General features: G+C 70.1%; 10 protein-coding genes. All 10 read right to left on the reverse strand.

Annotated elements, in window-relative coordinates; translation table 11 throughout:
• Positions 1–15: 15 nt before the first annotated feature.
• A complete protein-coding gene (locus WG209_RS20480) occupies positions 16–711 on the reverse strand; it encodes a hypothetical protein (RefSeq protein ID WP_337176952.1) in 696 nt (231 codons plus the stop codon).
• Positions 712–742: 31 nt separating this feature from the next.
• Positions 743–1,114, reverse strand: a complete 372-nt coding sequence (locus tag WG209_RS20485) for a hypothetical protein (protein WP_337176953.1) — start codon at positions 1,112–1,114, stop codon at positions 743–745.
• An 18-nt stretch (positions 1,115–1,132) separates the two neighbouring features.
• On the reverse strand, positions 1,133–1,936 hold the full coding sequence (locus tag WG209_RS20490; RefSeq protein WP_337176954.1) for a hypothetical protein: 804 nt from the start codon (positions 1,934–1,936) through the stop codon (positions 1,133–1,135).
• Between the two features lie 171 nt (positions 1,937–2,107).
• Positions 2,108–2,521 (reverse strand): hypothetical protein, encoded by a 414-nt coding sequence (locus WG209_RS20495; RefSeq protein WP_337176955.1) that lies wholly within the window; start codon positions 2,519–2,521, stop codon positions 2,108–2,110.
• Positions 2,511–2,819 (reverse strand): hypothetical protein, encoded by a 309-nt coding sequence (locus WG209_RS20500; RefSeq protein ID WP_337176956.1) that lies wholly within the window; start codon positions 2,817–2,819, stop codon positions 2,511–2,513. The genes WG209_RS20495 and WG209_RS20500 overlap by 11 nt, the downstream gene beginning before the upstream one ends.
• Positions 2,820–2,864: 45 nt before the next feature.
• Positions 2,865–3,281, reverse strand: coding sequence for a hypothetical protein (locus tag WG209_RS20505; RefSeq protein WP_337176957.1), 417 nt, complete (start codon positions 3,279–3,281; stop codon positions 2,865–2,867).
• Positions 3,282–3,327: 46 nt separating this feature from the next.
• Positions 3,328–3,783 (reverse strand): hypothetical protein, encoded by a 456-nt coding sequence (locus WG209_RS20510; RefSeq protein ID WP_337176958.1) that lies wholly within the window; start codon positions 3,781–3,783, stop codon positions 3,328–3,330.
• A gap of 68 nt (positions 3,784–3,851) precedes the next feature.
• A complete protein-coding gene (locus WG209_RS20515; protein WP_337176959.1) occupies positions 3,852–7,919 on the reverse strand; it encodes a hypothetical protein in 4,068 nt (1,355 codons plus the stop codon).
• 86 nt (positions 7,920–8,005) lie between these two features.
• The gene (locus tag WG209_RS20520) at positions 8,006–9,643 is read right to left on the reverse strand and encodes a fibronectin type III domain-containing protein (RefSeq protein WP_337176960.1); all 1,638 of its coding nucleotides are present in this window, start codon (positions 9,641–9,643) and stop codon (positions 8,006–8,008) included.
• 10 nt (positions 9,644–9,653) lie between these two features.
• A complete protein-coding gene (locus WG209_RS20525) occupies positions 9,654–11,150 on the reverse strand; it encodes a hypothetical protein (protein ID WP_337176961.1) in 1,497 nt (498 codons plus the stop codon).
• Positions 11,151–11,244: the final 94 nt, after the last annotated feature.

Below are 11,244 nucleotides of genomic sequence, written 5' to 3' on the forward strand. Positions count from 1 at the left end.
GGGCTGATCCCTTCGTTAGATGGGGCTGGGGTTCCAGGAGAGGGTCGCCTTGCGCGTCGCGGGATCGTAGATACAGCGTAGACGATAACCATCCGAATCCGCCGCCGGGGGTCGGGGGGGGGCGACGATATTCGTCGTCATGATCGCCTTGGTCCCCTGATTCCCCGCCCGGTCGAACGAGACAACCGCGAAGGTCCATGTTCCGGATCCGAGGGCGGCGCTGGTCCAACGGTACGTGGACGCCGCTCGGCCGTACCCCCCCTGCCCGAACCCTCCGATCCCGAATCCGTCGATCGGCGCCCCGCCGGGATAGGCGGCGATCTCGGCCAGGGGTTCGGTATAGTCGACGTCCCACCCCGCCCGTCGAGAACCGAAGACGAGGAAGCCGGCGACATCGTCGCGGCCGGACGGGTCGAGGTAGGAGCCGCCGAGCCACGACAGGGCGACACGGTCGCCGGGGGCGGGCGGGAGTGACGCGGAGAAGTCGGCGGTCGCCTCGCCGGCGCCTACAGTGCCGACGTCGATTCGCACCCGGGAATCCGGCATCGTCAAGGCGACCCACCGACTCGTTCCATACCAGGCGAGTCGCCGTCCGACGTAGACCTGGAAGGTCGTGCCGGCGGGGGCGGTCGATACCCATGACAGATGCAGCGTCGCGCCGTCCCACGTCGGCGGCTTCACCTCGACGATCGAGGTCTGCTCGAATGGCATGGCGGGGCACTCATAGGGATGACATGTCGAATTATGTGAGTCCGTGGAATGCGGCCCGGTAAGGCAGGGCCCATCCGGAGCCCGTGGAGATCGCGCCTCGGGCGTCCGGGACGAGTTCTCCCTTGAAGACGACGTTCGGCCAGGCCCTCCCCCGATTGTCGACGAGGACGCGGGCGACCCCATCGGCGTAGTCGTGGAACCTCCCCTCCGCCGCCCCCAGGGCCGCGAGGGAGGGCGCGGTGAGGACGCCGCGGATGAGGAAGATCCTCCCTCGTCCGCCGCCGTCCAGTACCTGAATCCCGCTGACGCCGAAGAAGGCGACAGTCTGTTGCGCCCTCGGTTTCGCGACGTGCTGGAACTGCACCGCCGATCCGAAAATGTTCTCGCCGTTGTATGTGACCATTGGGTACCTCGTTCGGGATCAGCCGTCGAGCCGGCCGCGGAAAGGCCTGGGGCCTCGCCCGAGGGAGAGCGTCGGGGAGACGAGACGCTCGACGGCCTGTTCCAGTCGGGCGGCAACCTGGGAAAGGCGCTCCTCGATTCGTTCGCCATCGCCCCCAAGATCGGGGCCGGATCCGTCCCAGTCGGGGGACCGCCTCGCGAACGACGGCGTGGTGGAGGCACCTTCCCAGCGATGCGGCGGGCCGTGGGAATGGGTGGGGAGGGGGCCCCGTCCCCGGTCGTGATCGGCCGTGCGCGGCATCGTAGGAACATCCGAACCCCAGTCGAGTTCCACGATGGGAGCTGTCGACATGAGGTCTTCCTCGATCCGATCGATGTCGTCGCCGAGAAGCCCCGCGGGATCGCCGACCATCGCGAGGAACCCCCCGAGCTTCTCCGCGACCTCAGGGGGCGTGGGGGCCGGTTGGCTGTATCGGAGGCCTAGGCGGTCGATGGGAGCCTGCTCTGGCGTAGGCGTATCGGCCGTTCCCCGTTTCGGCTCGATCTCGGGTGGGGCTATGGCGACCCCAACGAGTCGTCCGGGCGTCAATCCGACCGCGACATTCGACGCCGTTGCATCTCGCACGGGTGCCTGGGCGAGGTCTCGGGGCGGAGGCTCTGGCGGGGGGAACGCCAGCGGGGTGACGCCTGACGGCTCTGGGTCTCCCGCCGGCGCGTCGAGGGTGACCGGCGGCGAAGCAAGCGCCTCGCCGAGGTCGCCGATCGGCCGCGAGCCCTGGGGCGGCGAGGGGTCTTGGGGCATGAGGAACGCGTCGAGGCCCATGGTTGAATCTCGCTGTCGGTCAGAAGAGGGCTTCGAGGGCGGCTTCCCGCGCCTTGGCTTCATGTCCGTCCACCCATCGCGAAGGGGGGATGGCACGGCCCAAGGCCACCAGCATTTCCGAGACGCCGATGGCGTCCTCCCAGGGCAAGTCCTGGGCGACCCCGTTCGCGATCAGGGTGCAGCGGAGCCATCGGCTGAAACTTTTGGGGATCGCCCCGTCAGGGCCCGGTTGATCTCTTGCCAACGTTCGCGGCACTCCGGATCGTCGACATCAATGACGAGCAATTCGCGGAGATCGCGATCGGTCAGGTCGTAGTTCCGGGTCAGTAGGAGTGTCGCCATGCGGAACTGGACGGTCAGTCGGGCCGTGGCGTCCCCGGGGTCGCAATCGGCCAACTCATCCATCATGGCCTCGTACTCGGCCCCAAAGCTGGGACCGCCGCCGACCGCGATCCGGCCGTCCTCGCCTCGAATAGGAAACAATCGCACCGTCGGGCTCGGCAGGTACCAGTCTCCGCCATCGCCGAGCGTGACCTTCGGCCCCTGCAAGAACTCGGGCCGGCGGAGAGCCCGCTCATCTCGCATGGCGAGCCTCCTCGACCATGGTCCCGCGTTCCGACCCATCAGGGGCGGAGACCCAGGCGTAGCGGGCACGGCCCTCGAGCGGGTGCCCGATGGGGAAGGAGATCGTGTCGCGCGGGTCGTTTGTGATGAACAGACGGCCTCCGGGCTGGCGTCGGATGTAGGCCCTGCCCCCGCGCGCGCGATCGACGCCGAGGATGGGCTCCGCCACGCGGAGGATCGAGTCGATGCGGTCCAACTGGGTGCCGCCCGTCTTCCACGACTCGGGGACAATCAACGCGTCGATCGGCATGGATTCCATGGGGCGAAGGTCCTTGATGCTTCCAGGTTGCCGGCGTCCGGGGGCTCAGGCCCTGGTGAAGCTGAGAGGGTTGGTGACCCCGTCGGAGGAATACGCCATAAGGCTCAGCGTGGCGGTTCCGAACTCGCCGTGGGCGCCGGACGTCTCGGCGTTCTCGGCGACGGCGTTCGACAAGACGTAGAGGATGTCCCCGCCGATCTCCCCCTTGGCGTCCTTGTGGGTCGCGCTGAAGGTCCCCGTCGTGCCGGGGGCGATGGCCATGAGGGCCGCCGCGTCGCCGCTGGTGACGCTGGCCTTGGGCCGGCTCATGGTATTCACGATCACCGTGGGAAAGTGGTCGCCGTCCGCGGCGTAAGCGGTGAGCGATCCCCCCTGCGTGAAGCTCAACTGGGTCACGCGGGAGATGGGGGCCGAGTCGAACGAGACGGCCGTCCAGTTCGATTGGAGCTTGGTCGCGGCCATGGGAACGGTCTCCTTTGCCAGATACAGGGTTGCGATGGGAGCGGTGTCATTCCGAGAGGTCGAAGCCGTTCCAGCCTTCCAGTAGGTACTGGAACTCTAGCGTCGCTTCGATGCGGCGCTCGGGCGGGATCGCCTTGCGCCATGTCCAGGAACGGAGCCTGGTCGATCCGGGAAGCGTGATCCCCCCGAGGGAACGGCCGCTCAGGATGGCGGCCGTGGTGTTCAGGAGCATCTCCACTGCGTCGTCGCGGGCCGTCGGGTCGTCGTCTCGGGCGAGCAGGACGATGCTGACGCGGGTAGTCGCCCTGACCCCCCCATCGACGCCATCTCCCTGCCCCGCCAAGATGGTTTCGCTCGGCTCGATCGAGGCCGCGCGCGACGCCCCGGACGGTTCGCCGCCGATGTCGGGCACCGCGCCCGAGTAGACCCGGTCGAACATGCCTGTGGAGTCCAGCAACTCATGGATCACGGCGCGGACGTCGCGCTCGCGGTGGGTCGACATCGCCGTTCGTCCTCTTCTAAGCAGGCCCGAATGTGTCAGCGGACATCCTCGCGATGGGGCGATGATGCTCACCCGAACCGAGGCCGGAATCGACGGTACACGAGCGGCAATGGCTTCCTCGCGAAAGTCAAGGGCGGCTCCTGCCCCGGGTCTGGATCCGAGCCCGGATCGGGATCCGGGTCCGGGTCCGGTGTGGGGTCCGTATCGTCAGGGTTCGGATCGACAGGGTCGGGGCCGGGAGGGGTCGTGGTACGCCACGCCGCCTGATAGTCGAGCCAGGCTTGCAGGCGGAGGCTTTCGCGGACGCCGTCCCCGCCCCCCGCGAGCAGGTCGGTCGGGTTCGAGAACGAGTACGCGGAGTTGTCGACCCCCCCGCCCCGCCCGTCGCCACGGCCCGGCTCCTGGCCGGGGCCCCACAGCATCGTCCAGAACTTGGTGCCCACCGCCCCGCCGAGGGCGAGTTGCGTGTAGACGTCGACGCCCACGACCTCCCGCATCGCCGCGTAGGAGTCCAGCTCGGTGAAATAGAACGCCGGCCGGTGGATGATGTCCCGCGTCCGCCTGGCCCGAGGGTCGGCGCTGGTGGCGCCCGAGGGCAGACCGACGACCTGCTCCAGCCCACCCTCGTAGGTGGCGTAGATCGGCCGCTTGCCGGTCGCCTTCTCGTGGGCCTCCCGCGACGCCTTCGTGATGGCGCCGACGCCGCGGAGGGTGCCCGGCTCGTTGATGTGGAACAGGTAAAACGTGAAGAGGTCGCACGCCTGGTCGTCGTCGACCGCGTCGAACGCCGCCGTGTAGGCCGCCCACTCGAACTTCGGCATGATGTACGGGGCGTGAGCGACGACGTCGGGCTCGACGCCGAGCCGTCGGCAGTCGGCCAGGACGTCGTTGCTGGTCTGCCAGCAGATCGACATGAGGATTTCGTCCTCGCGGCCGACCTCGGCGAAGCACCGCCTCGCGACCTCGAACGCCGACTGCGTCCGGAGTATGTACATGTCCTTGACGTTGGGGATGCGGCAGGCTCCGCCGATCGTGTACATGCCGGCGTAGGCGTGGAAGCGGGAGTTCCAGAGCTCGTTGCCGAGTTCGAAGACAACCGGGCGGCCGGGGGGGAGGTTGTCGCGGACGGCCTTCGCCGCCTCGTACACCGCCGCGTCGGGGCCTCGCCACGGCACGTTCAGCCAGTGCCACGCCCCCGGGCTCTCGGCCGTCTCCCGGGCCGTGAACTCGTAGGGGTGGTTGGCGTGGGGGAACTCCTCGGGCTGGTTGCAGGTGTTCGGGGCGTCGAAGAACTGCGGGAGGGCGGCCGTGGACGCGCCCCCGAGCCCCGTGGACTCGTCGCTCGTCACCATCACGGCCCGATCGACCCCGGTCGCCAGGATGATCGTGCTGGTGTGGAAGAGATTGTTGTACGACTTCTTGGTCCCGTCCGGGGACCGGAGTAGGAGCCCGGCCGCCTTGGTCCGCAGCCCCGTCCCCGCCGGGTACGAGGCCGCCCCGGACGGCCGGGACGCGACCGTGATCTTGCCGGCGGGCCGGTCCACGGCCGTCACGACCAGAGTCTCCGCCCCGATCACGAGCCGGAGGTTGCGGGCGACGAGATCCCAATCGTTCGGGTCGGCCGGGGCCGCGAAGACGTCGCGGGACGTCGCGTTCAGTGGGGCGGTCAGCGTGAGCGCGAGCCGAGCCGTCAGGTTCGCGTCGTCCGACCCGGCCCACTTGCTGTAGTTGATGTTCCCGAATTCCACCGGGGACGACAGATTCTCGTCGATGATCGCCGTGTAGTAGTGCCTCGCGGCCGGCGTGATGTACTGGGCCGCCGACGTGATGGGGATGCGGTAACCCACCTCGATCTCGCCCGCCGGGTGCGTCGAGGTCGCCGTGCCGACTTCCCCCCGCTTGACCTTGTAGGCGCCGCCCGACAGGGGCACCTCGAGCACCCGCATGACCTCGTCGCCCACGAACAGCGACTGTCCCTTGATGACGCCGTCCGCCCGGCCGTTCGGCAGGGAGATCGTCTCGACGGTCCCCGGCGGCGGGGCGGTCGTGATCGGCGATCCCAGGGTCGTCGTGTATCGCTCGGTCGCCGGCCAGGGCGTGGGCGTGTAGAAGTAAGGGGTCTCCGCCGGGTTGAACGGCCTGACCTCCCTGAAGTGATACTTCCGGATGAACGTCGCTCCCGAGTAGTGGGGATCCTCGGGCCGGACGTACTGCTCGGGGTGCTCGGTGTCGGCCGCCATGCCCGGCGTCTCGCTCATGTACCGGAGCACGCCGACCCCGTCCTTCACGAACTTCTTGAAGCGGCCGGAGATTTCCAGGGGGTCGCGAGCGGGGTACTCGAACTTCTCGCCGGGCTGGAGTTCCGGGAGTTCCGACGGGTCGACCTCGTAGACTTCGAGGTTGGCGTAGTGCGTGTTGGCGGGGTCGGCGCTCGTGATGCTGATGTTGATCGTCGCGTACTTGGCCCCCCAATGCACGGTGAACGGTCTGCCGGCGGCGTGCGACTTCGCGGTCGTCCCGTTCCAGCCCCGGGTGCAGCCCGTGAACCGCTTCGTCGCGAAATCCCTGGTCCCGACCAGGATCGTCTCGTCGCCGATGGTGATGATCGGCACGCGGCTGACCTGGAAGGACGCGATCTCGTCCACGGTCGAATAGGGGATCGACGTCGCCGCCGCGTCGATGGGCGAGGACAGCGTGTAATTCCACCGCCTCGCCATGTCCAGGTCATACACCCGGACCTTGCCCCGCCCCTGCGCGTCGCCGTCGTTGCGGTACGCGACCAGTTCACGCATCGCGGAGCCGTGGTCGGAAAGGCTCACGTCCACAGGCTTCGCGGGGTCGTGGTCGTCCCAACGGACGAGCCAGAGCCCCGACCTTCCGGCGTAGCCCGGGATGTCGAGGCTGTTGCCGCTGCCGTTGTTCACGAGGACGCCGGTGATCTGCCCTCGGAACGTGCCGTCGGGCCACCGCTCCATCCCCGTGCGGGTGAGCAACTTGGCGACGTTCGCGTGGGGGCGGACGGCCATGGTCCGGCCGATCCCCTCGTTCTGGGTGCCGACCCGGATCGGCTTCGCGTCCGGCCAGAGGCCGGCGGCGATCGACTTCCCGACGTAGTTGGCGACGGGGTGGCCGGAGATCGCCGGGACCATGCTGGCGGCGGCGGGGAACCAGTTCGCGGGGGCGTCGAGGACGACGCTCTGGCCCTCGGACACGACCATGCCGGACGGCAGCGGGAAGAACAGGGCGTCCGCGTTCGTGGCGACGTACGCCCCAGCCGTCGGCAGGGCGATAGGCGGGCCGCCGTCGACGCGGATCGACGGGAAGGCATTCAGAGAGCCCACGCGGGGAGCCAGGAGGACGTCCCCGGACGGGGGGCCCACGGCGAGCGTCAGCGTCTTGCCGGACGGCCCGATGAAGGCCCGCTTGACCGTCAGCGTCGCGTCGCTCGCCATCGGCTCGGCGTAGGCGACGATTCCGCCGGCCAGTCGCGGGCTCGGGAGGGCGTTGAAGGCCGGCGGCCCGGCCCACGAGATGCCGGGGGCGCCGGCCGAGACCTCGGCGGCGACGTCCCCGGCGAGCGTGTGGTAGAACGAGAGCGAGCCGGGGACCAGGGCCGACGCCACGAACGCCGGCGTCGCCGCGAGGTCGCCGGCGAGCGTCGCGATCTCCGAGTCGGACGCCGCGTGGCCCTGGAGGAAGAACGCGTCCTGGATGGTGACGTCGTCGGTCGACCCGTCGCCGTAACGGACGCCGTTGAACACCACCAGCGGCGGACCGGACGTCGAGAGCGGGGTCTTGTCGGTGTTGACGGCGAGGAAGCGGCGCGAGGGGTCGTCCGGGTCGTAGACCAGGACGGCGTGGTAGACGACGTCGCGCCGGAGGTTGGGCATGACGGCGGAGACCCCGACCGCCCCGTTGAGGTTGAGCGAGTTGGCCGTGTAGACCCGCAGGGCGAACACGCCGTTGGCGGCCATGAGCCCCGCCAGCCAGGTCTCGCCCACCCGGAGCAGGTAGTGCAGGCCGGTGACGGACGAGTTCACCCGGAAGTAGAACGACAACGTGAACTTGCCGTTGTTGAACGGCGTGTTGGCGGTCGTCGCCACGAGTCGACCCGAATTCTTGAGCGTAACGGCCATGCGACCTCCTGGGGGAACCGCGTTGAAAGAGGTGGCCCGGCTCGCTTGAGCGGAGCCATGGAGCCGAGCCGACCGCGAAGGGCCGTTCAGGCGGTGGTGGTGGGGGGAAGCGATGCGGAGAGGCCGTCCACGCGAGCGGGCGGGGTGTGGTCGGCGGTGAAGTAAATCGAGTTGACGTTGCCGTCCTCGCCGTGGGCGTTCGCCGCCCGGACGATCGCGGCGTAACGCCTCCCTTCCAGGAGGCCGTGGACCTCGGTCGAGGCCACGTCGCCGCGCCAGGACGACGCGGGGACCAGGATCGGGGACGTGAAGTCCGTGACGGCGCCCTCGCGGAGGTAGACGTGGAAGTGGGTCGCGCGGCCGGACGGCGTCGCGTCGGCGACCGCCCACTCCAGGCGGACCCGGCCCCCGCCCCTGTCCACGACGCGGAGCCCCATGGGCGGGCGGGGGACTCGCGTCGCGTCCCGCCCTTGCGCGTCGATGACCAGGGAGGCCGTCGCGTCGAGGTTCCCGTCCTGGAGGCCGGTGACGGGGTCGTGCGCTCGCACCGCGAATCGGAAGGACGACCCGGCCGGCAAGGCCTGGCTGGTCCATTCCAGCCCGGGCGCCTCCGCGAGCGGCGAGTCATAGTCGATCGGCCCGTGGCCTCCGTTGGAGTAGATGCGATAGACGATCCCGGTGTTGGCGGAGCGGCCGGCTCCGCCGAGGGCGATCCCTCCGCTCGCGATCACCGCGGTCGACTTGATTTCCGCGGCGATCCCGCCGGCTGCCCAACCACGGGCGACGGCCGCGCCCGCGTCGTGGCCGACACCCGCTCCGGCCGTGCCGCCGAGATGAGCGCCCGCCCCCATGCCCGTGTCGTGGCCGACCGCCACTCCGGCCGTGCCGCCGAGATGAGCATTCGTCCCAGCGCCCGCGTCGTGGCCGACACTCGCTCCGGCCGTGCCGCCGAGATGAGCGCCCGCCCCCGCGGGCACCACGGAATCCTGCCCTCCCGGCCGGCCCGACGACTCGACTCCGGACCAACCGCGATAGCGGTGCGCGAAGTCGCCTCGGCGGGGGCCGATTTCACCGATCACCCCGCCGCGTCTCCAGTATTTGAACGAGCCGCCGGGCGGGGCCGAGAGGATCGAGGTGGTGCCGCCCGTCGACAATCCTCCCGAACCCACGCGGTCGACGACCTGGACCGTGGCCGCTCCAAGGAGGGCCGAGACGCCGCCGGAGGATCTCTCGGCGACGCCGGACGTAACCAGGGTACTGCCCTCCGACGACCAGGCGATACTCGTCGTCGGCTCCAGCGTCCGCCGGAGGTCGGCGGACGCCGCGAGTTCGATCCCACCTTCGACGGCGGCGTCGACCGTCACGGAGAGCTCGTGGTCGCCGGAGGCCGAGAATCCGCCCTGGGCGCTGAACGCGACCGAAGCCGAGAGGTCGGCCGCCGCGACCAGTTCGACGGTGACCGTGGCGATGGGAGCGATCCCCATGCTGTCGGAGGCCACGCCGCCCAGGGCCGTCCCCCCACGGGCTTCGCCGAGGGCGGAGACCCCGGACGGATAGGACCCCCCGGTCTCGAGGCGGCCGCCCATCGCGGCGGCTGGGGTCGGGTTCCCCCGGATCACGGGCATGGTCAACGCGCCTCGAGGCCCCCACGGCGTCGAGGTGGAGGCCCGGGAGGCCGCCTCGACCGACGCGCCCCGGAACCAGTGGTCGAAGTGTCGCGGCATGCGAGAGGCCTCATGAGACGACGATCGAATCGAAGTAGGCCACGCCGTGGCCCGTCGTCGATCGCGACGCCAGCCTCAGCATCAGCGCCCCGGCCCTCGTCGGCGTCACGGGGGCGAACGTCAGGGTCTCGTAGGCGTTGGGCGTCGAGCCCGAGCCGCCCGTCGAGGTCGCGATCAGCATCTGGTCGGCGGCCACGCCGATCTCCGGGTTGGCAAGGAGGACCGCCCGGGGCTTCTTCGTGTCGCCGTGATTGCCGTCCCACCGGACCTTGACCGAGATCGTCGTCGTAGTCGCGTCGACCAGGATCGGCCGCTCCAGGGAAGCCGGCCCCCTGAGCGCGAGGCATCCCGACGATCCCGCATCGGCGTGGGCCACGTCGGGTTCGCCGGTGTCGTGGCGTTCCAGCGCCCCCGTCGCCGGGAGCGCGGAGCCCAGGCCCTCGGGCCGGGCGCGGCCCGTGAAGTCCCGCGCCGGGTACGGACCCGAGCCGACGCGGCCGGCCAGGGGCGAACCGGGCGTCGGCGTCCCCATCGGCCGAAGCGGGACGCCGACGAGCCGGCCGTCCTCCCGCTCCACCGCGGGGCGCACCGGCGATCGCGAGTTCGCCCCCGCCGCCGTGTTCGTCCGGGGGACCGTGCAACAGAAGTCGTTCCAGTCCTCGGCTACGTTCGCGACGTTCCCGGCCAGGATCCCATACGTCGAGACGAACAGGCACCCCCGGACGACGAGCGGCTCGACGGTCGCCATGCCGCCGGCGTTGTTGTAGACGGTGATCGCCGTCGTGGTCGCCAGGAACGAGCAGTGCTCGATCGTGATGCCCGTCGCGATGTTCAACCCGGTCCCGCTGAGCGAGAAGACGACGCCGTTGACGCCGTTGAAGCGGCAGTTCCGGTAGACGTGGCCCAGCGGATACTCGGAGGCGCTCCGGTCCACGTTGACCTGGACGCCGGTCGAGCCGGGGCTATGGAAGTCGCAGCCGTCGACGAGTAGCGGCACGGGGGCACCCCCCGGCGGGGTCGCCAGCACGGCGTACTTGTTCGGGTAGGCGACAAAGATCACGTCGCGGAGGATCCAGGAGGGGCAGGCCCCGTTCAGGTACAGGCACGAGGCGGTGTAGTTCCCGCCGTGCATCTTGAGCCCCCGCAGCGTGACGTGACCCTTGCCGGAGACGTTCAGGCACGGCGTCGTCGTCGACGGGGTGAAGTCGTCGGCCCACGCGGACCAGTCGACCACCCCCGTCATCGGCTCCGCGCGGCCCCCCGCGAGGAATCCCGCCCCGTCGCAGTCGCCGACGATCTCAAGCGGGGCCCCGGCCGTGGGCGTCAGCGCGAGGGCGACGGCCTCGCGGTAGGTCCCCGGCTCGATGAAGACTCGGGCGCCGTCGGCCCCCAGCGCGGCGGCCGGCCCCGGCCCGATCGCCTTGCCGATCGTCTTCCACGGGCTCGTCGCGGAGCCGTCCCCGGCCGAATCGCTGCCCCGCGCGGCGGAAATGTAGTAGTGATTCATGAGATGCCCTTGGCTCCCTCGGGAAGACCGCGGAGGCGGTCGGCGATATTCGACCATGGCCGCGTCGTTCGCGGGGCCGGCCGCGCGGCCGGCC

This window comes from Paludisphaera sp., from assembly GCF_037189885.1.
Lineage (GTDB): Bacteria > Planctomycetota > Planctomycetia > Isosphaerales > Isosphaeraceae > Paludisphaera.

Bases quoted from the DNA above. Each gene is read 5' to 3' on its own strand.
- WG209_RS20480 (WP_337176952.1), bottom strand. From the start codon at position 711: ATGCCATTCGAGCAGACCTCGATCGTCGAGGTGAAGCCGCCGACGTGG.
- WG209_RS20485 (WP_337176953.1), bottom strand. From the start codon at position 1,114: ATGGTCACATACAACGGCGAGAACATTTTCGGATCGGCGGTGCAGTTC.
- WG209_RS20490 (WP_337176954.1), bottom strand. From the start codon at position 1,936: ATGGGCCTCGACGCGTTCCTCATGCCCCAAGACCCCTCGCCGCCCCAG.
- WG209_RS20495 (WP_337176955.1), bottom strand. From the start codon at position 2,521: ATGCGAGATGAGCGGGCTCTCCGCCGGCCCGAGTTCTTGCAGGGGCCG.
- WG209_RS20500 (WP_337176956.1), bottom strand. From the start codon at position 2,819: ATGGAATCCATGCCGATCGACGCGTTGATTGTCCCCGAGTCGTGGAAG.
- WG209_RS20505 (WP_337176957.1), bottom strand. From the start codon at position 3,281: ATGGCCGCGACCAAGCTCCAATCGAACTGGACGGCCGTCTCGTTCGAC.
- WG209_RS20510 (WP_337176958.1), bottom strand. From the start codon at position 3,783: ATGTCGACCCACCGCGAGCGCGACGTCCGCGCCGTGATCCATGAGTTG.
- WG209_RS20515 (WP_337176959.1), bottom strand. From the start codon at position 7,919: ATGGCCGTTACGCTCAAGAATTCGGGTCGACTCGTGGCGACGACCGCC.
- WG209_RS20520 (WP_337176960.1), bottom strand. From the start codon at position 9,643: ATGCCGCGACACTTCGACCACTGGTTCCGGGGCGCGTCGGTCGAGGCG.
- WG209_RS20525 (WP_337176961.1), bottom strand. From the start codon at position 11,150: ATGAATCACTACTACATTTCCGCCGCGCGGGGCAGCGATTCGGCCGGG.